This is a genomic window from Bradyrhizobium niftali (genome assembly GCF_004571025.1).
Taxonomy (GTDB): Bacteria; Pseudomonadota; Alphaproteobacteria; order Rhizobiales; family Xanthobacteraceae; genus Bradyrhizobium; species Bradyrhizobium niftali.
In genome coordinates, this window is the sequence record NZ_SPQT01000017.1 from 92,600 (window position 1) to 114,487 (window position 21,888).

Sequence of the window (21,888 nt, forward strand, 5' to 3'; positions counted from 1 at the left end):
GACTCCGCAGAAGTTCCCGCGATCTCATTGCAACTATTAACGTTTGCAACGCTATCTGCCGGAACCAAATCGCTCTAGGATGTCTTGTCGATGTGAATCTCGAAATGCCGGGAGGCCTCGATGGGAACCACCAGATTTATCCTCGCAGGCGCTGCGGTCCTCAGCATGCTCGGATCCAGCGCTTTTGCTGACGACATGACCGGAATGGTCACCAGGATCGACCGTCTCAACGGCACGATCTCGATCCAGCAGACGCAGAAGGGAACGGTCGGCGGCAGCGCAGGCGGCGCCGGCGCGCTCCAGGAGTACAAGACCAAGGACGCCGCGATGCTGGATTCCGTCCATGCCGGCGACAGGGTGAGCTACTCTGCGACGGACAATAACGGCACCGGGACGCTGACCAAGCTGCAGAAGCAGTAGTGTCACCTTCACCTCTCCCCGCTTGCGGGGAGAGGTCGGGTTGCATCGAAGATGCAATCCGGGTGAGGGGGAGCCTCCGCGAGTCCGTCCAGTCGACGTCCGCGCAAAGCTCCACCCACATCGTCATTGCGAGCGGAGCGAAGCAATCCAGAGTCCCTCCGCGGAAACATTCTGGATTGCTTCGCTCCGCTCGCAATGACGAGGAGGAGGCAAAGTGTCTCTCTCTGACACCACTCCCGCGGAGACTCCCCCTCACCCCAACCCTCTCAGCGCGAGCGAAGCTCGTGGCGCCCGCAAGCGGGGCGAGGGAGAACACCTTCATTGATCCGGGCGCGGCTGCGGCTGCGCTTCTTCGGTCGGCAATGCCGCACGCTCCCAGCCGTCGGTGCCATCGGGATACCAGGCGATGTTGGAATAGCCGTACGCCAATGCACGCTTGGCGGCGTTCCAGGACATCCAGCAGTCGGCCAGGCAATAGATCACGAGCAGCGCGGCCTTGTCGCCTCGCGACGCTTGCGCGAGGCCGCGCTGCAAATAATCGTCCATGGCTGGCGGCAAATTCCCGTAGCCGGTATCCGGCAGCCACAGGCTGCCGGGAATGTTTCTGCGCGGCGCATCGCGCCAGACGGTGCCTTCGGGAAGATTCTTCGGCTTCGGCGCGCGCGGCATCACGTCGATGAACGTGCCGCTCTTCGCGCGCCAGATCGCCTCGGCTTCGGCTGTGGTGAGCACGCGCGCGCCGGCGAGCGTCGCCGGCACCGGCGCGCGGTAATTGTCGGTGCGGTAGCCCTCGGGCTCGAACGGCTCCTGCTGCGCCCATGCCGGCGCCGCCAGAACGGCGGCGATCAGCGCAGCGGCAACGCGCCGCCTCATGGCGCCTTCTTGGCCGTCTCCGCGCCGAGTGGCCGGTCGCTCTCGTCCAGCAAGGGAACGCCGAAGTCGAGCAGGATCTTGTTGATCTCGCCCTGGTTCTCCTGGATCAGCTTGTTGAGCTGCCGCTTCCAGTTCTGGTCGGCGGGACGCACGCCCATGCCGATGCGGTAGACCAGCTTCGGACCGGTGGTTTCCTTCACCAGCGGCGTGACGTGGAGCGAGCCGGCCTTCTTGGCATAGAAGCCCGCCATCGGTCCCCACAGCACGCCGGCGTCGATCTTGCCGGCCGAGAGGTCATCGATCATCGCCTGCGCGGAATTGTCGAAGCGCGTATCGATCATCAGCGGATAGGGCTTTGCGTCGCCCATCAGGCCGGCGATCGCCATGTTGGTCGCAGGCGGCGTGCCGGCGACGATGCCGACATGCTTGCCCTTCAACTTCGGGTCCTCAAGCGTGTCGACGTCCTCGAGCCCGCTGCCGGCCTTTGCGACCAGCGCATAGGTCGTGCGGTAATAGGGATTGGTGCCCTGCACGAGGTCGTCGCCTTGCGGGAAGCCCATGATGACGTCGCAGCGATGCGCTCCCAGCGTCATCCGCACGAAGCCTGTGGCCTGCGGGAAGAAGACGTAGTCGAGCTTCTTCCCGAGCTTGTCGGCGAACAGCTTGGCGAGCTTGTTCTCGAACCCCTCGCCCTTCTCGTTTGAGAACGGCAGATTGCGCGGATCGGCGCAGACCCGCAGCACCTTTGGGTCGACCAGCTCGAACGAGAGGTCTCCGGTCTCGCTGGTCTGCGCCATGGCGACGTCGCCCAGCGCACAGGACGCAACCAGACCCCACAGCAAGAACAACCAGCGACGATGTCGTCCGGCCTCCGTCATCGCGCTTCCTCCTCGTTTTGTTTGAATGTTATCCATGCAACGCATGACGCGCCATGTTTTGCCAAACTTTGTGCTGGCTTCCCTTTGTTACAGTGCAATGCAGCAAACCCTTTGAACTGAGGCGGAAAAGTGTCTCACATCGCTTCAAGGATCGCCGCCCTGACCCTGCTCGGGATAGCGACGCTAGCACGCACGGAAGCAGCCGAATTGCCTGTAAGCGAAGTCGCGCCGGGAATCTTCGTACACTCCGGGACCATCGCCCTGATGACGCGCGAGAACGAGGGCGACATCGCCAATGTCGGCTTCATCGTGGGCGCTGATGCGGTTGCCGTAATCGACACCGGCGGCAGCCTCCGCGAAGGCGAGGCGTTGCTGGCGGCCGTGCGGGCCCGCACTGAGAAGCCGATCCGCTACGTCATCAACACCCACGGCCATCCCGACCATGTCTTCGGCAATGCGGCCTTCCTTGCGGAAGGAACCAGCTTCGTTGGCAACAGCAAGCTGCCGCAGGCCCTGGCAGCGCGCGGGCCCTACTATCTCGACAATTTCAGACGCATCATGGGCGGCGAGCTGATCGATCCCGTGAAGATCGTACCGCCCACCCTGCTCGTGTCGGACACGATGACGCTCGATCTTGGATTGCGCCGCCTGACCTTGCGGGCCTGGCCCGCCGCGCACAGCGACAGCGATCTGACGGTGTTCGACGAGACGACCAAAACGCTGTTCACGGGCGACCTCGTCTTTCTCCGCCACATTCCGGTCATGGACGGCAGCATTCGCGGCTGGCTTGCCCTGCTCAAGGAGCTTGAAACGGTTCCGGCAACCCGCGTCGTTCCCGGTCACGGCCCCGTGAGCGATTGGCCTGCGGCGCTCGCCGATGAACGACGTTATCTCACGACGATGCTGTCCGACGTCCGCACACTCAACAAGAAGGGCGCGTCGATCCGAACCGCCGCGGACAAGGCAGCTGAATCGGAACGGACGCACTGGCAGCTGTTCGACGACTACAACGCCCGCAACGCAACCGCAGCATTTTCGGAAATTGAATGGGAGTAGCGGGCGCGCTACGCTATGCCAGGATCAGCTTCGCGGACCCTGACTGCTTCGTCCGCACGGGACCATGACCATGACGGGATGCATACGCCGCCTGCCCCTGATCGCCCTGCTCCTCGGCATCGCCTTCGCCGCGCCGGCGAATGCCGAAGAGGCCTACGATCCCTGGCCGGGCCTGGTGCAGGACATCTTCAGCAACCGCCCGATGAACGACGGCGCCGACGTGATCGGCATCGAGATGCCGTATCGCGCCGAGGATGCGGCCATCGTGCCGGTGACCCTGCGCAGCAAGCTCTCGCCGGGCGATGCCCGCCGCATCCGTTCGATCACGCTGGTCATCGACCGCAACCCGGCACCGATGGCGGCGAAGTTCGAGCTCGGGCCGGATGCCAATGTCAGCGAGATCTCCACGCGCGTGCGGGTCAACAACTACACCGACGTCCACGCGGTGGCCGAGCTCAGCGACGGCCAGCTCTACGTGTCGAAGACCTATGTGAAGGCCTCCGGCGGCTGCTCCGCGCCGGCTGGAAAGAATGTCGAGGAAGCGAAGAACCGGCTTGGGCAGATGCGCTACCGGCAATTCGCGCGCGAGGACGCGCCGGCGAGCCGCGTCCGCGAGGCGCAGATCATGATCGGCCATCCCAACAATTCCGGCCTGCAAATGGACCAGGTCACGCAGCTCTATATTCCCGCCTTCTTCGTCAACCAGTTGAAGCTGACGCAGGACGACAGCCCCGTTCTGTCGATGGAAGGCGGCATCTCGATCTCCGAAGATCCCAATCTGCGCTTCATCTACGTGTCGAACGGCGCCAAGCGCTTCCGCGCGGAAGCCAAGGACACGGATGGGCACGTGTTCCGCAATGAGTGGGACGTGGAGAAGCCGGGGACGTAGTCGCGAGGCTTGCGCTGACTTACCCTCTCCCCTTGTGGGAGAGGGTGGATCGCCGCGTAGCGGCGAGACGGGTGAGGGGTATGCTTCCGCGAGCGACACTCTCAAACGACTGGGCGTGAGGAGAGATACCTCTCATCCGGCGCCATAGCCGATGCGAAGTATCGGTGTTCTCAAGAACGGCGGCCGAAGGCCGCCTTCGCCACCTTCTCCCACAAGGGGAGAAGGGATTGCACCGTCTATGCGGCGCTAAATCAGAAACACCTCACCTCGGCCTCGGCCTGCGCCCGCCTCAAATCATTCACCGCCGAATTCGCCTGCTCCGAGGTGCGAAACTGGACGCCGAGATTGCCGCGGACCTGGGACATGCTGAGCGCGGTCTCGGCGGTGACGTAGCGCTCATAGGTGACGATCGAGGCAACCACGTCGATCGAGCAGGAACATTGCTCGATCGCGGCCCGTGTCTCGCCATTGGCCTTCATGCAGCCATAGACGTACTCCGCACGCGCCGACGTCGGATAGTCGTTGGCCTCCTCGGCGCGCGCCGTGGACACGGCCGCCACCAGCACCGCCAATGCGGCGACAATCGGTCGTAGCTGTCCCGCCAGATTCATGAGCGTCCTCCCGCTGGTTGCGACGAAAGCTATGCTATGCGTATTGTCCTGAAAAGCACTCCCTTCGAGGAAACGGCTCACAAGGTGATGAGAGCACTTGGTCGAACATTGGCGCTCGCGGTGACGCTGGCGCTGACACAGGTCGCAAGCGGCCGCGCCGCGGATAGCATCCGCCTTGCGGTGCAGAAGACCGGAACATTCTCCTGGGAACTGGCCGCGATCCGCGCCAGCGGCCTCGACAAGGACGCCGACCTGTCGCTGGAGGTCACCGAGCTTGCGAGCCCCGAAGCCGGCAAGATCGCGCTCCGCGCCGGCAGCGCCGACATCATCCTGTCGGACTGGCTGTGGGTGTCGCGCGAGCGCGCCCTCGGCGCCAAGCTCACCTTCTACCCCTATTCCAGCGCACTCGGCGCGGTAATGGTGCCCGCGGCCTCGCCGATCAAGACGCTCGCCGACCTCAAGGGCCGCAAGCTCGCCGTCGGTGGCGGCCCGATCGACAAGAGCTGGCTGCTGCTGCAGGCGCGGATGAAGCAGGACGGCATCGACCTGAAGTCGGAAGCGACCATCGTCTATGGCGCGCCGCCTTTGATCGCCGCCAAGGCGCTCGACGGCGAGATGGATGCCAGCCTCAATTTCTGGAATTTCTGCGCCCAGCTCGAGGCCAAGGGCTTTCGCCGCCTCGCCGGCATCGAGGACATCCTTCCCAAGCTGGGCGCCAAGGGAGCAGTCTCCGCGGTCGGCTATGTCTTCGACGAGAGCTGGGCGGCAAGCCATCGCGAGGCGGTGGCGCGCTTCATCGCGATGACCCGCAAGGCCAAGCAATTGCTGGTCACCTCCGACGCGGCCTGGGAGAAGATCGCGCCGCTCACCGGCACGAGCGATGCCGTCATGCTCAAGACCTACCGTGACCGCTATCGCGACGGCATTCCGCGCCGAAGCATCGCCGACGAGGAGGCGGATGCGCGCGTGCTCTATCGCGTGCTGGCCGAGACCGGCGGCCGCGACCTGGTCGGGCCGGCGGCCGAGCTCGATCCCGGCACCTTCTATCACGCAGTCCCCGGAGACTGAGGTGCTGCGTCTTCTCTCGTTTTCCCTGTTCCTCGCGACCTGGTGGATTGCAGCGCTGTTCGTCGGCGGCGCAAAACTGCCCTCCCCGCCTGCCGTGCTCAACGTCATCATCGCGGAAGCGTCGAGCGGCGCGCTGTTCCTGCATCTCGGCGCCACGCTGGCCCGCGTCGCACTCGCCTTCGTGCTGGCGATGTCGCTCGGCAGCGCCATCGGCTACCTGATGGGACGGGTAAAGCTTGCCGACCGGCTCGGCGATCCCTGGCTGATCCTGCTGCTCAACCTGCCGGCGCTGGTCGTGATCGTGCTGGCCTATATCTGGGCCGGTCTGACCGAGGCGGCCGCGATCGCCGCAATCGCCATCAACAAGCTGCCGACCGCCATCGTCACCTTGCGCGAGGGCACGCGCGCGCTCGACCGCTCGCTGGACGAGATGGCGAGCGTGTTCGCGATGCCGCGCTGGCGCGCCTTCCGCCATGTCGTGCTGCCGCAGCTTGCGCCCTATATCGCAGCCTCGGCCCGCTCCGGCCTGTCGCTGGTGTGGAAGATCGTGCTGGTCGCCGAACTCTTGGGACGGCCGAACGGCGTCGGCTTCGAGATCGGGGTCGCCTTCCAGCTGTTCGACACCCCGCGGCTGCTCGCCTACTCCCTGACATTCGCGGCCGTCGTGCTCGTGATCGAGACGGTGCTGGTGCAGCCGTTCGAGGCCCGTGCAACAAGGTGGCGGCCCCGTGCGGCTTGAGGTCGACATCACAGGCAAGGCGTTCAGGAACGCGGCGGGCGGGACGCAGGACGTGCTGGCGCCAATCAAGTTCGCGCTTCAATCCGGCGAGGTCGGCGTGCTGATCGGACCCTCCGGCTGCGGCAAGAGCACGATGCTGCGTATCCTCCTCGGGCTCGACCGCGACTTTCACGGGACCATCGCGCGACCACCGGAGGCGCGGATCGGCATGGTGTTCCAGGAACCGCGGCTGTTGCCGTGGCGCTCGGTCGAGCAGAACGTGCGGTTGGCTGCGCCCGGCATTTCCGATGCGAAGCTGTCGGAGCTGTTCAGGATCCTGGAGCTGGAGGCGCACCGCAGCCACTTTCCCGGCGAATTGTCGCTGGGCCTTGCCCGCCGCGTCGCGCTCGCCCGTGCCTTCGCGGTCGAGCCCGATCTGCTCGTGCTCGACGAGCCCCTCGCCTCGCTCGACGACGCGCTCGCAGGCCGCCTGCGCGACGAGATCGCCACGCTGGTGGCAAGCCGCCCCGTGATGACGCTGCTCGTCACCCACAGTATCGACGACGCGATCCGCCTCGGCGACCGCCTGTTCTTCCTGTCGCCGCGGCCGGCGCGCATCGTGGCCGAGGTGCCTATCGGCATCCCGCGCGACACGCGCGGCGAAGCCGAGATTGCCGCGATCAAGGCCGACCTCGCCCGACGAACTCAAGGCGACCGCGCCGAGCGAGATGTCTCATAGCCGGTCGCCCGGCAGACGTGCTAGACAGGCCGGCGGCGGAGTTGATGATGACGCGGACGGTCGCCCTCGCAACGCTTGGTCTTGCGACGCTTGGCCTCGCACTCGTCGCGATGACGGCGCGCGCGCAGGACATGATGCGTGACGTCGACCTCACCTCCCCCGCGATGGTCTCAGCCGAAATGACCAGGCCGGAGGTCGAGGCCGTGCTGGCCAAAGCGAGCGCCGCGCAGCCTGCCGATTTCACCGGCAAGCGCCTGTCGGGCCTCGATCTGTCGGGGCTGGACCTGTCCAACGCGATTTTCCGCGCCGCGCGGCTCAACAAGACAATACTCCGGGACGCCAGGCTCGACCGTGCGATCCTCGATCAGGCCTGGCTGCTGGATGCGGATCTTACCGGCGCAAGCCTGAAGGGCGCCAATCTGTTCGCGTCGCAAATGGCCCGCGCGCGCCTCGACGGCGCGAACCTGTCGGGAGCGCGCATCGCTGCCGACCTCACCGGCGCAAGCCTGGTCGGCGCCTCGATCGCGGACGCGCATCTTGGCGCCGATATGCGCAACCAGTCGATGGGGCTGATGCGCGCGGTGCTGAGATCCGCCAACCTGGAGCGGCTGAACGCGCGCAACGCCGATTTGTCACGCGTCGATCTTGAATTTGCCTCCCTCAAGGGAGCCGACCTGACCGGTGCGTCGCTCAAAAATGCTCAGCTCGGCGGCGCCGACCTGACCGGAGCCACCGTCACCGACACCGATTTCGATGGCGCTGATCTTACCTCAGCGAAGCTGATCGCGCCGATCGGCCTTGACCGCGCCCGGAATTTCGACAAGGCAAAGAACCGCGAGCGCCTGATCAGACAATAATGGCGTCGCCTTGGGTGGACGATCTTTGGGAGGACGATTTGATGCGTTGGGGTCTGGTGCTGATCACGTTGCTGGCGCTTGCCGGCGAAGCCGCCGCACAAAGCAAGGGCAAGGGCATCCGGCTCTGGAATCTGACCACGGAAACCATCACCGGCTTCCAGCTATCGCCGGTTGGCAAGCCCGAGTTCGGCCCGAACCAGACCTTGAACGACAAGGACAAGGAGGTCGATCACGACGAGCGGCTGCGCATCACCGGCATCGAGCCTGGCCGCTATGACGCCAAGGTCACCTTTCCCAATGCGCGCCAGTGCTTCGTCCTCGGTATCGAGATCAAGGCGGATGCTGTGTTCTCGATCGCCGACAAGGACCTGAAGGACTGCACGAAATAGGACGGCCGCGTCACGCCTTGTCGTTCGCGTGCGGATATTCGCAGCGCCACCGCACCGCCTGCCACTTCGGATGCTCGCCGACCCATTGCGCGATATAGGGTGGCGCGGCCATCGCGCATTGCCGCGGCGACCCCGCATAGTTGAACACCAGATGCTGTTCCTCGCAGGTCGCAGGCGACAGCACCGCACACACGGTCACCACCAGGTCGATCGGGTTCATGCCGGAATCCTCTCGCGGGACGATGGAATTTAGCACGAAAGGTTACGTTTCAAGGAGAAGGAAGTTTCAATCCGGCGTGAGGGATGGATGGGCTGGTTTCCGTGTGACCATCCTTCGAGACGCCCGCTTTGGCGGGCTCCTCAGGATGAGGTCTTGTTGCGAGCCGAAATCTTAGACCCTCATGGTGGGGAGCCCGCCAAAGCGGGCGTCTCGAACCACGAGCCCAAGCACTTTCAACCCACCTTAGAAATTCACCCCGAACACCAGCCGCGCCTGATGGCGCTCGAAATTGACGAGGTCGAGATTGGCGCCCGATCCGGCCGGACGGCCCCAGGCCTGCATGCTCCAGCTTAGTGTCAACCGCGATCGCTCCGAGAGCTGGAAATAGGCGGTCGGGCCGACGAACAGGGCCTGGCCCGAAAACTCGCCGAGACCGATGCCCTCGTACTGCCGGAAGTAGCGCAGCTCGCCGCCGAGCAGCATGTTGGGCCTCACCCGCACGAGGCCGGCGAAGGCCGCGCCGATCGTGGAGCTTTTCTCGGACAGTCCCGCCACCTCGAAGCGCGCCCATTCGGGCTGATAGATCAGGTTGAGGGCGCCGATGGCGAAGTTCGGGATCAGTTCGCGGTCGAAGGCGAGCGTGAAGTCGGTGCCGTACATCCGCCCCTTGGCGCCGCTGGTCTCGTCAATGCGGTCGCCGTGGAGCTCGGCGGCGACGGTCAGGCCAAACGGCGCGTGCTCGCGGTCGAGCAGGCGATAGCGCAGGTCGAGCGACGCGCCCTGGAAATTGAACTGACGGCGATCGTCGATATCGGGGACGCCGGTGATGTCGTGCAGGCTTGCGGTACCACCGACCTCGACGCGGAAGTTCGGCAACGGCACCACCTCGATCTCGACCTCCTGCGCGAGGGCGCGATAGGTGCCGCCGCCCTTGCCGAACCGCCCCGTGGTCTGGGTCTGGAATTCGCGCTCGCCGGGATTGCCGACATCGGTGCCGATCATGAAGCCGAAGATGTGCTCGGTATCGAAGCCCTCCTCGGCGCTGGCACATGCCGGTGCAAGCACGACACCACACGTAACCGCCGTCCAGATTGTGAGGGCTCCAATGCGCATCGCCGACACTACCACGGCTTCGACGGCGTGTGCCATCGAAGCCGTGGCAGGTCCGTCAGTCTTACTTGCGCGCAGCGCAGGCGTACATGTTGATTTCCATGCCGACCGGCACTTCCACGATCTTCGGAGCTTTCCAAGCCATCCGGGGTCTCCCAAGGTATTGAGCGCGACATCGCGCGGGGCAAAACCTAGGGCTGCGTCAGGAGCAGCGCAAGCCTGGAATTGAACGGCAGATACAGCGAACTGTCGCATTTAGCCCGCGAATTTCCCTCTCGGGCAAATCACCTTCGCTCCCAGTCAAGCACTGCCGCTCTCAGCGCAACAGGCGCAGCAGCGCGCGGCCGGCGCGCGAGTTCAATTCCTTCGCATCCAGCGTCCCGTCCTTGTCCGGATTGGCGGCGTTGAAGCGCTGCTCCACCACCGACAGATATTCGTCGAGCGTGAGAGTCCCATCATGATCGGGATCGGCTGCTGCGAGTTCCTTGGCCGTCAATCGTCCGCGCAGCTCGCGGGCATCCAGCGTGCCGTCGCGATCGGGATCGAGCTTGGCGAACAATGCAGCGGCCGCCTTCTTCACCTCGGCAAGATCGAGCGTGCCGTCATTGTCGGTATCGAACATCTTGATCGCGTTGCCGGAGGCCGACCACGCCGGACCGGACAGCAGTGCAATCGTGAGCGCAAGCGCAACAGAGCGACGCGAAATCATCAAAACCTCCCTGACCAAGAGCCCCGATTCGAGCGGGATCGAAACGACATAAGTCCACAAGCAAGCCCCGGTTCAAGTCCGGAATTGCAACCTGCGCGCCGCACAACTCGCGGAACCAGACTGCCCTAACCCGGCGGCCTGCGCTCGGCACCGCTTCATGCCACGGAATTTTTCCAGCGCCTGCGCACAAGTGAGAGGCGCCTGTAAGGTTTCCGTCAGGTGACCGGCACCTGCCGTCTAACATATCGGCGTCTCGATTACGACTTTCGTATTGACGCGTTTTGCATTCCGGCGGAGTGTTGCTGTCGCAGCGTCAAAAGGCGCGCATATTGGGAGGAACGGATGAAACGCTTTGCGATGGCCGCGAGCCTCGTCATGCTTGCATCAACGTATGCAGACGCCCAGACCACCGAGCAATTGGTCAAGGGTGCGACCGATACATCGAACGTTCTCAACTACGGGATGGGCTACAATCTCCAGCGCTTCTCGACCCTGAAGCAGATCAACAAGGACACGGTCAAGAACCTCGTCCCGGTCTGGAACTACTCCTTCAACGACGATCGCAGCGAAGAATCGCAGCCGCTGGTGTACCAGGGCGTGATCTACGTGACCTCGCACAACGCGACCATGGCGGTCGATGCCAAGACCGGCAAGCAGATCTGGAAGAGCAAGATAGAGTATCCCGCCGAGACGCCGCGCATCGTCTGCTGCGGCATCATCAACCGCGGCGCCGCGCTCTACGACGGCAAGGTGTTCCGCACCACCCTCGACGCCAACGTGATCGCGCTCGACGCCAAGGACGGCAAGGAGCTGTGGCGGCAGAAGGCGGCCGACATCAAGGAAGGCTATTCGATGACGGTGGCCCCGCTGGTCGCCGACGGCGTCGTCATCACCGGCATCTCCGGCGCCGAGTTCGGCACCCGCGGCTTCATCGACGGCTGGGATCCGGCGACGGGCAAGCATCTGTGGCGCACCCATTCGATCCCCTCGCCCGACGAGCCCGGTGGCGACACCTGGAAGGGCGACACGTGGAAGCTCGGCGGCGGCTCGACCTGGATCACCGGCTCCTACGATCCCGAGCTGAACACGGTCTATTGGGGCATCGGCAATCCCGGCCCGTTCAACTCGGCGGTGCGCCCCGGCGACAACCTCTACACCTGCTCCGTGCTAGCGATGGATCCCAAGACCGGCAAGATCAAGTGGCACTACCAGTTCTCGCCGAACAATCCGTTCGACTATGACAGCGTGGCCGAAATGGTCCTCGCCGACATGAATGTCGAGGGCAAGCCGACCAAGGTGCTGATGGATGCCAACCGCAACGGCTTCTTCTACGTGCTCGATCGCACCAACGGAAAGCTGCTCGCGGCCAATCCTTACGTGAAGGTGAATTGGGCAACCGGCATCGACATGAAGACGGGTCGCCCCATCGAGACCGACGTTTCGAAGGACGCGCGCGAGGGCAAGAAGGTCACGGTCTATCCGTCGATCCTCGGCGGCAAGAACTGGGAGCCGATGTCGTTCAATCCGCAGACCGGCCTTGCCTACGCCAACACGCTCGCCTTCGGCGGCAGGTACAAGACCGAGCCCGTCACCTTCAAGCAGGGCGAATGGTATCTCGGCATGGACCTCACCGATCTCTGGGAATGGGGTGACGGCCCGCGCGGTCATCTGAAGGCGATCGATCCCATGACCGGCAAGGCCAAGTGGGAAGCGCCAAGCGACATCCCGCGCTTCTCGGGCGTGCTGTCGACCGCGGGCGGCGTCGTGTTCTCGGGCGCGCTGACCGGCGAGTTCGAGGCCTTCGACGCCGACACCGGCAAGAAGCTCTGGCAGTTCCAGACCGGCTCCGGCATCGAGGGGCAGCCGGTGACGTGGCAGCAGGACGGCGTGCAGTATGTTGCCGTCACCAGCGGCTATGGCGGCGTCTACTCGCTGTTCTCCGGCGACGAGCGGCTTGCCAAGGTGCCGCCCGGCGGCTCGCTGTGGGTCTTTGCAGTCAAGCAGTAACCACGGCACGATGCTGAAGGACGAAGCTCACAAGACGGTGGCGACCATCGCCACCGTCGCGGTGCTGACGGTCGCGCTTGCGGCGACCGTTCGTGCCGCGGACGACGCAGCCGGCAATCCCGTGCAGGCACAGATCGACCTTGGCAAGTCGACCTATGCTTCAAAGTGCTCGCACTGCCACGGTCCCAACATGATGAACTCCGGCACCATCACGCCGGACCTGCGCGCCTTTCCCGACGACAAGACGCGCTTCATCACCACCGTGAAGAACGGCAAGAACAACAAGATGCCGCCCTGGGGCGATATCCTCAGCGACGACGAGATCGGTGATCTCTGGGTCTTCATCTCGAGCCGGAGGAAGCCATGAGGCGCTGGCTCGCCGCCTGGAGCCTCGCCGCGATCCTCGCGGCCAGTGCTGCGCATGCGGCCGATGATCCCTTGAATGTCTGTCTCGACGAGGATCGGCCCCCGCTCTCGGTGCATCACAAGGGCAAGCCGGACTCCGGCTTCGACGTGCTGCTGGCGCAGGCGATCGCGGAGCGGATGGGGCGACCGCTGAAGATCCAGTGGTTCGAGAGCAAGCTGGATGAGGATTCCAGCCCGCAGCTCGAGGCCAATGCGCTGCTCTCCGACGGACGCTGCTCGCTGGTCGGCGGCTACGCGCTGACGACGGATTCCCTCGTCAAACCAGGCATGAAGACGGCGCGCCTGCCGGATTTCGCTGGCGCCACGCGCGAGGACCGGCGGCGCCGCGTCGCGCTCGGCGTGCTCGCGCCGAGCCAGCCTTACGTCTATTCGCCGATGACGGTGGTGCTCGGGCCGAAGGCGAAGGGGCGCAAGATCGCCGACATCGGCGATCTTGCCGGACTCCGCCTCGCCATCGAGAGCGGATCGCTGGGCGATGCGATCCTGATGACCTTCGACAAGGGGCGCCTGATCGACAACATCACGCATCTTGTCCCCGGCCGCGACGATCTCCTTGGCGCGCTGGCACGTGGCGACTACGACGCGACACTGATCGACCTCGGCCGCTTCGATGCCCATCGCACCGCGCATCCGGATGCGCCGATCACCGCGTCCGGCTACTATTATCCGATCGGCGCCAATCGCGGCTATGTCGGGCTCGCCGGCGATCCCGCATTGATCGACACCGTCAACAAGGCGCTGACCGAGCTCGCCGCTGAAGGCAAGATCGCCGAATTCGGCAAGCAGGCCGGCCTCACCTATTTGCCGCCGCGCGAGCCCGCGATCCTCGGCGACGTCTGGATGAAGATCATTCAGCGGTGACGCCTGTTCAGCGAGAGCGGTCGCGCCTCGTTCTCTGCCGTCATGCCCCGCGAAGGCGGGGCATCCAGTACGCCGCGGCCCATCGGTCCGAACACAACCGTCTCGGAGTACTGGATCGCCCGGTCAAGCCGGGCGATGACAGCGAGAATGTGGCGAGACTGTCGTCCCACGCCAAAGCACTGATTTCGTTTCCGTGTTATGTGTCGTGCTTCATTTCGACGCGCTGGTGTCATCGTGAACTCCCCGACCATCCCGTCCGCGACCGGTCTGCGCGCCGCCCTTTCCCGCGAAATCAAGACCGGCGAGCTGCTGCGCGCGTTGATCGTCGTTGGTCCGATGGTGGCCGCCTATTTCATCGCGCGCGAGACGGCGCTGCTGAACCTGGGGCTGGTCGCGGTCTCGTTGCTCATTCCCGCGCTGAGGCTGCACCTGCCGCCAAGAGTGATCGCGTGGCACTGTCTCGCGATCCTCGTCACCTTTGCCGCGCTTTTCCTTGCAGCGCCCGTCAAACCGCTATTCGTGGTGCTGACGGCGCTTGCCGGCTTCCTTGCAGTGGCGGTGACGCGCTATGGTGAACATTTCCGCACGCTCGGCAATTGGGTGTTCATCCCCGCCGTCTATCTCGCCTGCGAGGTGCGGGAGGGCGTCAGCGCCTCGGAAGCCCTCCGCCATGCCGGCGTGATCATCGTCTCCTCTCCGATCGCACTGGCGCTCGTCTGCGCGATCCAGGTTTACGACCAGCGGCGACGTGACGCTGGCGCGGCGACCTCGTTCGGACCGCCCGCGGCCGAATGGTTTCTGCCCGCGGCGGCGACCGCCATGGCGGTGTTCGCCGCGGCGGCGCTGGTCGAGATCCTCGACCTTGCGCAGGGGCAATGGGTGATGTGGTCGGCTGCAAGCGTCGTGGTCGGCGATCTCTCGGCGTCCACCGGCAAGCTGAAGCAGCGGGCGATCGGCGCGCTCGTCGGCGTGCCACTCGGCTTCCTCGCCGGAATCGTGCTGCCGCAAAGTCGGATCGGCTATGCACTCGCGGTGCTCGCAGCCACCCTCACGCTGATCTCCTTCTCCCGCTACATCGTCGGCTTCGGCCTGCGCTGCTTCTTCATTGCGCTCGCCGCGTCCTTTGCCGGCGGCGCCAGCGGCATTGCGGAGGAGCGCATCGTCAACGTGCTGATCGGCGGCACGTTCGGCCTCGTTGCGGTGGCCCTGACCGAGATCGTCTGGCTGCGCGTGATACGGAAGGCCCGATCGTCCGGGTGACGCGAGGATCGGCGACGTCGAATGCGCCAATCTGTCTCGCCTGTCGCCCATGGCAGCGGCGGCATGATGCAGTACTTTCGACAAAAATCCGGGAGAGAATCATGTCCGAAGAACTCGATCGCCGCCATTTCATCGCCGCCGGTACCAGCGCACTCGCGATGCCTTTCGTCGCGCGCAGCGCCTCCGCACAAGCTGCGTGGCCGTCGCGGCAGATCCGCATGATTTGCAGCTATCCCGCCGGCGGACAGACCGACCTGCTCGCGCGCGCCTATGGCGAATTCATCTCCAAGCAGGTCGGCAAGACCGTCGTCGTCGAGAACAAGCCGGGCGCCTCCGGCGCGATCGGCACGGCTGAGGTCGCCCGCGCCGAGCCCGACGGCCACACCGTGCTGTGCTCGATCTCGACCACCTACATCATGAACCGTGTGGTGATGAAGAATCCGGGCTACGACATGGACAAGGACCTGGCGCTCGTCAGCGTCATTCCCGGTGCCGGCCTCCTGCTGGTCGCGAACCCCAAGACCGGCGTCAAGACGCTGGAGGATTTCGTCGCCTTCGCGCGCAAGAGCGGCAAGGTCAATTTTGGCACCTACAGTGCCGGCTCGGCCCCGCACATGACGATCAACGAGCTCAACAACCAGTATGGCCTCAACATCGAGCCGGTCCACTACCGCGGCGAAGCGCCGATGTGGACGGGCATGCTGGAAGGCACGCTCGATGCCGCGATGGGCAGTTACACAGCCGCGCAATCCGTCCTGCAAAGCGATCGCGGCACTGTGTTCGCGGTGCATTCGAAGAAGGTCGACGCGATTCCCGCGATCAAGACCCTCCCCGAACAGGGCGCGACGTCGAAATTCTTCACCGTCAGCGGCTTCACCGGCTGGGCGGTGCCGAAGGCGACGCCGCAGCCGGTGGTCGATCGCCTGGCCGAGCTCTGCGTCGCCGCCAACAACGATCCGAAAGTGAAGGAAGTGCTCGCGACCTTCGTGCTCGAACCGGCGATCGGCTTCAAGGAGAGCAACGCCCTTTATCAGCGCGAGCTGCCGATCTGGATCGAGAGCGCGCGGTCGCTCGGCCTCGAGCCGGCCTGAACCGCAAGCCATGGCGCGGCGCGCCGGGTGCTCCCTTCGCGGCCCGGCGTCCGACCAAAGCCTAGTGTCGGAAGCGCATTTTCCCGCTATGATTGTGCGCGCTGCCGGAAGCCCTCACCGGGGCCGACAACAAGAAGGGCCGATCGTATGACACCGGACGGAGTCGCAATTGCCGTTATGGTCATCCTGCTCTTTCCGATGGGCTATTTCACCCTGGCCTCGCCGGCCTTTCTGCTGGTGAAGCTCGATATCCAGCCCGTCGCCCAGCTATTGCGTGGGATGTTCAACGCCCATTTTCTGGTAATGCGCGTTGCCGGCGTGATCGGGGCGCTGGCTTTCCTGCTCGACGGTCGCCTGATCGCCGCGATGGGCGTTGGCCTGATCGCAGCCTTGGCCATCTGGGGGCGCCGCTGGTTCATGCAACGGATCGACGACCAACTCCGCGCGAGGGACGCGGGCGACGCTGAAGCCCCGCACCGGCTGCGGCGGCTGCACTGGAGCGGAATGCTTGGCAACGCGGTGCTGCTCGTCGCTCTCGTGACCAGCATTCCCTACGTCGCAATATCGGCCTGAGAGATATCGCCGCGCGGCCTGCGTCGGTCGCGGCGCTCGCCTAATGCTCGCCCGAGGCCGCAGTGCCCTGCTGCGCCTTGTGGATCGAGGACGGCACCACGCCGAAATATTTCCGGAACACCCGGCTGAAATGCGATGAGCTGGAGAAGCCCCAGGAGAACGCGACGTCGGTGATGGTCTTGCCGGCGTGGGCCTCGAGCTCCTGGCGGCAGTTCTGCAAGCGCGCCTGCCAGATGTAATCGCTCACCGTGGTGCCGCGCTCGGAGAACAGCATGTGCAGATAGCGCTTGGAGCAGCCTAGCTCGGCGGAGATCTGGTCGATGCACAGATCCGGATCGCGCAGATGCTCGCGGATGAAGAACTGGGCGCGCACATACATCGCCTCGGGCCCGACCCGATCGAACATCGTGTCGGCTTCGCGGAGCGGCAGCAGCAAGAGGTCGATCAGCGAATCGGCGACGCCGACCGCGCTGTTCGCCGACAGCTTGGCCGCCTCGTCGAACGTCGCGTGGACGAAATCGTGGGCGATCCGTCCCGTACCCGTCTTCGCCGACAATTTGCAGGCCGGCATCCGCTGTGATGGGAAACCGCGGTCGCGCAGCAGCGACTTCGGCACGATCACCACGTCGTGACGGGTGAAGGCGGGGCTGATGATCGAATGCGGGCAGGAGACGTCATAGGCGATGATGTCGCCCGGATTCAATTCGATGTGGCGGCCTTCCTGCTCGAAATAGGACACGCCGTAGGTCTGGAAGTGGATCTTGATGTACGGGTGCTCGTTGGCCTTGGCGCGCGCGAGCGTGTGCGCGATGCGATGCTGGCTGACCTCGATCTGGCACAGCTTCAGGCGCGAGACCGAGGTGTAGTCGATGCGGCCTTCGAGCGAGGAGGCCTCCAGCGGATCGACGTCGAAATGCCCACACAGGCTGGTCAGCCCGTCGATCCAGCTCTGGACCTGGCGCTTCGGCGTCATTCCAGTCGTCGAGAGCGTATGAATTGTGTCGGACATTAATCCAGCCACTGGTTTGATTCGGAAATTCGACGCGAATCGCGACCAGCGCTGCCGGAGCCCTCGGCCGAGATTGCGTGACGTTTACCTCGAATGTGAGCGGTCTTTTGCAACGAGCGCCATCGTTTCATTGCCACCCTTGAACATTAATCCTCCGCCTTAGTTGCAGCGCCGTCAAGGGGAACCTGAGCGCTGAACGTGGTCCCGACGCGGTGCGGAAGCCGCTGAATTCGCTACTGCAAAATCAAAATCTTCGCGTCCGTGCGCTGTCAAGCAAACCGGCTTCTCTCTTGGGCAAGTTTCCCGTTGACGAAGTCGTTAGGGATTGCGGCAGGAACAACAAGAACGGGCCGCTCCTGCACGTGGACCCGTGGCTCTCATCAGGAGGAGGAAACACCACACCATCGTTTCTGGTCCCAATCGTGACCGCCCTGCACGAGCAGACGCCGGACGAGAAGCCCGGTGATTGAGCAACGCTTCGGAAACAATAAACGATACCAACGGAGGAAATGACTATGCGCAAGGTGCTACTGGCGACCTATCTTGGCTCCGCGGCGGCTCTCGCCGTCGGCAGCGCTTCAGCCAATGACGAGCTGATCAAGATGTCGCAGAACCCGAAAGACTGGGTGATGCCGGCGGGCGACTACGCCAATACCCGGTATTCCAAGCTGAACCAGATCAACGCACAAAACGTGGGCAAGCTCCAGGTCGCCTGGACCTTCTCGACCGGCGTGCTGCGCGGCCATGAAGGCGGACCGCTGATCATCGGCAACATGATGTACGTCCACACCCCGTTCCCGAACAAGGTCTACGCCATTGACCTTTCAAACGAGAACAAGATCGTCTGGAAGTACGAGCCGAAGCAGGATCCGAACGTCATCCCGGTGATGTGCTGCGACACGGTCAACCGCGGCCTGTCCTATGGCGACGGCAAGATCATCCTGCATCAGGCCGACACCAACCTCGTCGCGCTCGACGCCAAGACCGGCCAGGTGGCGTGGTCGGCGACGAACGGCGATCCGAGCAAGGGCCAGACCGGCACCTCGGCGGCGCTGGTCGTCAAGGACAAGGTCCTGGTCGGCATCTCCGGCGGCGAATTCGGCGTGCAGTGCCACGTCACCGCTTACGATCTCAAGAGCGGCAAGCAGGTCTGGCGCGCCTTCTCCGAAGGTCCGGACGACCAGATCAAGGTCGACCCGGCCAAGACGACGTCGCTCGGCAAGCCGGTTGGAGCCGATTCCTCGCTGAAGACCTGGCAAGGCGATCAGTGGAAGATCGGCGGCGGCTGCACCTGGGGCTGGATGTCCTACGATCCGGCTCTGAACCTCGTCTATTACGGGTCGGGCAACCCCTCGACCTGGAATCCGAAGCAGCGTCCGGGCGACAACAAGTGGTCGATGACCATCTTCGCGCGCGACGCGGATTCCGGCTCGGCCAAGTGGGTCTATCAGATGACGCCCCATGACGAGTGGGACTATGACGGCGTCAACGAGATGATCCTCTCGGATCAGCAGATCAACGGCCAGCCGCGCAAGCTGCTGACCCATTTCGACCGCAACGGCCTCGCCTACACGATGGACCGTGAGAACGGCGAACTGCTGGTTGCCGAAAAGTACGATCCGAAGGTGAACTGGACCTCCGGCGTCGACATGGACAAGAACTCGCCGACCTATGGCCGTCCGAAGGTGCTCGACGCAGCTTCGACCGACAAGGCCGGCGAAGACCACAACGTGAAGGGCATCTGCCCGGCCGCGCTCGGCACCAAGGACGAGCAGCCGGCAGCCTACTCGCCGGACACGCAGCTGTTCTACGTTCCGACCAACCACGTCTGCATGGACTACGAGCCGTTCAAGGTGAGCTACACCGCGGGCCAGCCCTATGTGGGTGCGACGCTCTCGATGTATCCGCCGCAGGGTGAAAGCCACATGGGCAACTTCATCGCCTGGGACGGCAAGACCGGCAAGATCGTCTGGTCGAACAAGGAGCAGTTCTCGGTCTGGTCGGGTGCGCTCGCAACCGCCGGCGGCGTGGTGTTCTACGGCACGCTCGAAGGCTACCTGAAGGCGGTCGACGCCAAGTCCGGCAAGGAGCTCTACAAGTTCAAGACTCCCTCCGGCATCATCGGCAACGTCACGACCTATGAGAACGGCGGCAAGCAGTATGTCGCAGTGCTCTCGGGCGTCGGCGGCTGGGCCGGCATCGGTCTGGCAGCTGGTCTGACCGATCCGACCGCCGGTCTCGGCGCAGTCGGTGGCTACGCGGCTCTCAGCAACTACACGGCACTCGGCGGTACGCTGACCGTGTTCTCGCTGCCGGCGGCGAACTAGCCTCACCTTCGTGTCGCTCCGGCGCGTGGACCAACTCCACGCGCCGGCTCGTCTCCACCTGATGCCTTCGAGGATAATCTCTTGCGTAAAATCTGCTTTGTCATTGCTGCGATGATCTTCGTAACCTCGGGGGGAATTGCTGTTGCGGACGGTCCGGGCGACCCGACCGCCGTCAAGAAGGAAGACGACGGAAAGTGGCTCGATAAGGAAGGAAATCCGACCTACAAGATTTCGGCCGACGGCACCGTGGACTGGTTCACCTATTCCGGATATCGCCGCTATCACTCCGACTGCCACGTCTGCCATGGCCCCGACGGCATGGGATCCACCTACGCACCGGCGTTGAAGGATTCGGTCAAGACCATGAGCTATGGCGACTTCCTCGGCGTCGTCGCCTCCGGTCGCAAGAACATCTCGACCGCGCAGGAGAACGTCATGCCTGCCTTCGGCGACAACCCGAACGTCGCCTGCTACATGGACGATCTCTACGTCTATCTGCGCGCCCGCTCCGACGAGGCGTGGGGTCGGCAGCGTCCCTCCAAGAAGGAGGAGAAGAACGAGACCTACACCAAGGCGGAAGACGCCTGCATGGGCAAGAAATGAACGCTACGAGGACTGCCGAGACTACGTCTTGGCGCCCTGCGAGAATCTGAGGAGTTTACGATGAAGACACGTGCCGCCGTCGCTTTCGAGGCGAAGAAGCCGCTTGAGATCGTCGAGGTCGACCTGGAAGGACCGAAGGCCGGCGAGGTCCTGGTCGAGATCAAGGCGACGGGCATCTGCCATACCGACGCCTACACGCTCGACGGCTTCGACAGCGAGGGAATCTTCCCGTCGATCCTGGGCCATGAGGGCGCCGGCATCATCCGCGAGATCGGCCCCGGCGTGACCTCGGTGAAGCCGGGCGACCACGTCATCCCGCTCTACACGCCGGAATGCCGGCAGTGCAAAAGCTGCCTGAGCCAGAAGACCAATCTCTGCACCGCGATCCGCGCGACGCAGGGCAAGGGCGTGATGCCCGACGGCACCAGCCGCTTCTCCTACAAGGGCAAGCCGATCTACCACTACATGGGCTGCTCGACCTTCTCGAACTTCACCGTGCTGCCGGAGATCGCCGTCGCCAAGATCCGCGAGGACGCGCCGTTCGACAAGAGCTGCTACATCGGCTGCGGCGTCACCACCGGCGTCGGCGCCGTCGTCAACACCGCCAAGGTCGAACCGGGCGCCAACGTGGTCGTGTTCGGCCTCGGCGGCATCGGATTGAACGTGATCCAGGGCGCCAAGATGGCCGGCGCCGACAAGATCATCGGCGTTGACGTCAACGATTCCAAGGAAGACTGGGGCCGCCGGTTCGGCATGACCCACTTCGTCAACCCGAAGAAGATCACCGGCGACATCGTCCCGCATCTCGTCAACCTCACCGACGGCGGTGCCGACTACACCTTCGACTGCACCGGCAACACCACCGTGATGCGCCAGGCGCTGGAAGCCTGCCATCGCGGCTGGGGCACCTCGATCATCATCGGCGTCGCCGAAGCCGGCAAGGAGATCGCCACCCGCCCGTTCCAGCTCGTCACCGGCCGCAACTGGCGCGGCACGGCCTTCGGCGGCGCGCGCGGCCGCACCGACGTGCCGAAGATCGTCGACTGGTACATGAACGGAAAGATCCAGATCGATCCGATGATCACCCACGTGCTCAAGCTCGAAGAGATCAACAAGGGCTTTGACCTCATGCATGAGGGCAAATCCATCCGTTCCGTCGTCGTCTACTAGCTCACTGCCAACCCCCCAGGAGGA

The 21,888-nt window shown here is 64.2% G+C and carries 25 protein-coding genes; 17 read left to right on the plus strand and 8 right to left on the minus strand.

Annotated features, from left to right (window positions below):
- Nucleotides 1-120 precede the first annotated feature (120 nt).
- On the plus strand, nucleotides 121-420 hold the full coding sequence (locus E4K65_RS26890) for a copper-binding protein (RefSeq protein WP_135176681.1): 300 nt from the start codon (nucleotides 121-123) through the stop codon (nucleotides 418-420).
- Between the two features lie 318 nt (nucleotides 421-738).
- Here E4K65_RS26890 and E4K65_RS26895 read toward each other — a convergent pair whose 3' ends face one another.
- Together E4K65_RS26895 and E4K65_RS26900 are read right to left on the minus strand one after the other, a co-directional pair.
- On the minus strand, nucleotides 739-1,293 hold the full coding sequence (locus tag E4K65_RS26895) for a PQQ-dependent catabolism-associated CXXCW motif protein (protein ID WP_135176682.1): 555 nt from the start codon (nucleotides 1,291-1,293) through the stop codon (nucleotides 739-741).
- Complete coding sequence (locus E4K65_RS26900; RefSeq protein ID WP_135176683.1) at nucleotides 1,290-2,171, minus strand: substrate-binding domain-containing protein; 882 nt, start codon at nucleotides 2,169-2,171, stop codon at nucleotides 1,290-1,292. Before E4K65_RS26900 ends, E4K65_RS26895 begins: the two co-directional genes overlap by 4 nt.
- A gap of 129 nt (nucleotides 2,172-2,300) precedes the next feature.
- Between E4K65_RS26900 and E4K65_RS26905 the strand changes: the two genes are divergently transcribed.
- The gene (locus E4K65_RS26905) at nucleotides 2,301-3,227 is read left to right on the plus strand and encodes a quinoprotein relay system zinc metallohydrolase 2 (protein ID WP_135176684.1); all 927 of its coding nucleotides are present in this window, start codon (nucleotides 2,301-2,303) and stop codon (nucleotides 3,225-3,227) included.
- A gap of 70 nt (nucleotides 3,228-3,297) precedes the next feature.
- Entirely contained in the window at nucleotides 3,298-4,116 is an 819-nt protein-coding gene (locus E4K65_RS26910) for a quinoprotein dehydrogenase-associated SoxYZ-like carrier (protein WP_167771180.1), read from the plus strand.
- Nucleotides 4,117-4,367: 251 nt separating this feature from the next.
- Here the strand turns inward: E4K65_RS26910 and E4K65_RS26915 are convergent, their stop codons facing one another.
- Nucleotides 4,368-4,727 (minus strand): hypothetical protein, encoded by a 360-nt coding sequence (locus E4K65_RS26915; protein ID WP_167771181.1) that lies wholly within the window; start codon nucleotides 4,725-4,727, stop codon nucleotides 4,368-4,370.
- Between the two features lie 87 nt (nucleotides 4,728-4,814).
- On the opposite strand from E4K65_RS26915, the gene E4K65_RS26920 reads away from it, so the two are divergent.
- The 5 genes from E4K65_RS26920 to E4K65_RS26940 are packed head-to-tail and all read left to right on the plus strand — an operon-like array spanning nucleotide 4,815 to nucleotide 8,498.
- Entirely contained in the window at nucleotides 4,815-5,795 is a 981-nt protein-coding gene (locus E4K65_RS26920; RefSeq protein ID WP_167771195.1) for an ABC transporter substrate-binding protein, read from the plus strand.
- A gap of 1 nt (nucleotide 5,796) precedes the next feature.
- Nucleotides 5,797-6,534 carry an ABC transporter permease gene (locus tag E4K65_RS26925; RefSeq protein WP_135176688.1) on the plus strand — a complete coding sequence of 246 codons (738 nt, stop codon included), beginning with the start codon at nucleotides 5,797-5,799 and terminating at the stop codon, nucleotides 6,532-6,534.
- Nucleotides 6,524-7,252 (plus strand): ABC transporter ATP-binding protein, encoded by a 729-nt coding sequence (locus E4K65_RS26930; RefSeq protein WP_027546472.1) that lies wholly within the window; start codon nucleotides 6,524-6,526, stop codon nucleotides 7,250-7,252. Before E4K65_RS26925 ends, E4K65_RS26930 begins: the two co-directional genes overlap by 11 nt.
- A gap of 47 nt (nucleotides 7,253-7,299) precedes the next feature.
- Complete coding sequence (locus tag E4K65_RS26935) at nucleotides 7,300-8,109, plus strand: pentapeptide repeat-containing protein (RefSeq protein ID WP_167771182.1); 810 nt, start codon at nucleotides 7,300-7,302, stop codon at nucleotides 8,107-8,109.
- A 41-nt stretch (nucleotides 8,110-8,150) separates the two neighbouring features.
- The gene (locus E4K65_RS26940; protein ID WP_135176691.1) at nucleotides 8,151-8,498 is read left to right on the plus strand and encodes a hypothetical protein; all 348 of its coding nucleotides are present in this window, start codon (nucleotides 8,151-8,153) and stop codon (nucleotides 8,496-8,498) included.
- A 10-nt stretch (nucleotides 8,499-8,508) separates the two neighbouring features.
- Here E4K65_RS26940 and E4K65_RS26945 read toward each other — a convergent pair whose 3' ends face one another.
- The 4 genes from E4K65_RS26945 to lanM all read right to left on the minus strand — a co-directional run bounded on the left by E4K65_RS26945 (nucleotide 8,509) and on the right by lanM (nucleotide 10,537).
- Nucleotides 8,509-8,718 (minus strand): hypothetical protein, encoded by a 210-nt coding sequence (locus E4K65_RS26945; RefSeq protein WP_135176692.1) that lies wholly within the window; start codon nucleotides 8,716-8,718, stop codon nucleotides 8,509-8,511.
- A gap of 243 nt (nucleotides 8,719-8,961) precedes the next feature.
- Nucleotides 8,962-9,867, minus strand: a complete 906-nt coding sequence (locus E4K65_RS26950) for a DUF6662 family protein (RefSeq protein WP_135176693.1) — start codon at nucleotides 9,865-9,867, stop codon at nucleotides 8,962-8,964.
- A 25-nt stretch (nucleotides 9,868-9,892) separates the two neighbouring features.
- Nucleotides 9,893-9,973: a pyrroloquinoline quinone precursor peptide PqqA gene (pqqA, locus tag E4K65_RS26955; protein WP_012029362.1), complete on the minus strand. Its 81-nt coding sequence runs from the start codon at nucleotides 9,971-9,973 to the stop codon at nucleotides 9,893-9,895.
- Between the two features lie 171 nt (nucleotides 9,974-10,144).
- Nucleotides 10,145-10,537, minus strand: a complete 393-nt coding sequence (lanM, locus tag E4K65_RS26960) for a lanmodulin LanM (RefSeq protein WP_135176694.1) — start codon at nucleotides 10,535-10,537, stop codon at nucleotides 10,145-10,147.
- Nucleotides 10,538-10,879: 342 nt separating this feature from the next.
- On the opposite strand from lanM, the gene E4K65_RS26965 reads away from it, so the two are divergent.
- The 6 genes from E4K65_RS26965 (at nucleotide 10,880) to E4K65_RS26990 (ending at nucleotide 16,755) form a co-directional block, all read left to right on the plus strand.
- The gene (locus tag E4K65_RS26965; protein WP_135176695.1) at nucleotides 10,880-12,544 is read left to right on the plus strand and encodes a methanol/ethanol family PQQ-dependent dehydrogenase; all 1,665 of its coding nucleotides are present in this window, start codon (nucleotides 10,880-10,882) and stop codon (nucleotides 12,542-12,544) included.
- A 10-nt stretch (nucleotides 12,545-12,554) separates the two neighbouring features.
- Nucleotides 12,555-12,911 carry a c-type cytochrome gene (locus E4K65_RS26970; protein ID WP_135176696.1) on the plus strand — a complete coding sequence of 119 codons (357 nt, stop codon included), beginning with the start codon at nucleotides 12,555-12,557 and terminating at the stop codon, nucleotides 12,909-12,911.
- Nucleotides 12,908-13,831 (plus strand): substrate-binding periplasmic protein, encoded by a 924-nt coding sequence (locus tag E4K65_RS26975; protein ID WP_135176697.1) that lies wholly within the window; start codon nucleotides 12,908-12,910, stop codon nucleotides 13,829-13,831. The genes E4K65_RS26970 and E4K65_RS26975 overlap by 4 nt, the downstream gene beginning before the upstream one ends.
- Nucleotides 13,832-14,065: 234 nt before the next feature.
- Nucleotides 14,066-15,091 carry an FUSC family protein gene (locus E4K65_RS26980; RefSeq protein WP_135176698.1) on the plus strand — a complete coding sequence of 342 codons (1,026 nt, stop codon included), beginning with the start codon at nucleotides 14,066-14,068 and terminating at the stop codon, nucleotides 15,089-15,091.
- A gap of 101 nt (nucleotides 15,092-15,192) precedes the next feature.
- On the plus strand, nucleotides 15,193-16,182 hold the full coding sequence (locus tag E4K65_RS26985; protein ID WP_135176699.1) for a Bug family tripartite tricarboxylate transporter substrate binding protein: 990 nt from the start codon (nucleotides 15,193-15,195) through the stop codon (nucleotides 16,180-16,182).
- 147 nt (nucleotides 16,183-16,329) lie between these two features.
- Nucleotides 16,330-16,755 (plus strand): hypothetical protein, encoded by a 426-nt coding sequence (locus tag E4K65_RS26990; protein ID WP_135176700.1) that lies wholly within the window; start codon nucleotides 16,330-16,332, stop codon nucleotides 16,753-16,755.
- Nucleotides 16,756-16,795: 40 nt separating this feature from the next.
- Here the strand turns inward: E4K65_RS26990 and E4K65_RS26995 are convergent, their stop codons facing one another.
- Nucleotides 16,796-17,764, minus strand: coding sequence for a helix-turn-helix domain-containing protein (locus E4K65_RS26995; RefSeq protein WP_135176701.1), 969 nt, complete (start codon nucleotides 17,762-17,764; stop codon nucleotides 16,796-16,798).
- 515 nt (nucleotides 17,765-18,279) lie between these two features.
- Between E4K65_RS26995 and xoxF5 the strand changes: the two genes are divergently transcribed.
- From xoxF5 to E4K65_RS27010, 3 genes are all read left to right on the plus strand, one after another.
- Nucleotides 18,280-20,091, plus strand: a complete 1,812-nt coding sequence (gene xoxF5 / locus E4K65_RS27000; RefSeq protein ID WP_135176702.1) for a lanthanide-dependent methanol dehydrogenase XoxF5 — start codon at nucleotides 18,280-18,282, stop codon at nucleotides 20,089-20,091.
- A 111-nt stretch (nucleotides 20,092-20,202) separates the two neighbouring features.
- Nucleotides 20,203-20,694: a c-type cytochrome, methanol metabolism-related gene (locus E4K65_RS27005; RefSeq protein WP_027546458.1), complete on the plus strand. Its 492-nt coding sequence runs from the start codon at nucleotides 20,203-20,205 to the stop codon at nucleotides 20,692-20,694.
- Nucleotides 20,695-20,754: 60 nt separating this feature from the next.
- The gene (locus E4K65_RS27010; protein WP_011088955.1) at nucleotides 20,755-21,864 is read left to right on the plus strand and encodes an S-(hydroxymethyl)glutathione dehydrogenase/class III alcohol dehydrogenase; all 1,110 of its coding nucleotides are present in this window, start codon (nucleotides 20,755-20,757) and stop codon (nucleotides 21,862-21,864) included.
- The last annotated feature ends 24 nt before the right edge of the window (nucleotides 21,865-21,888 follow it).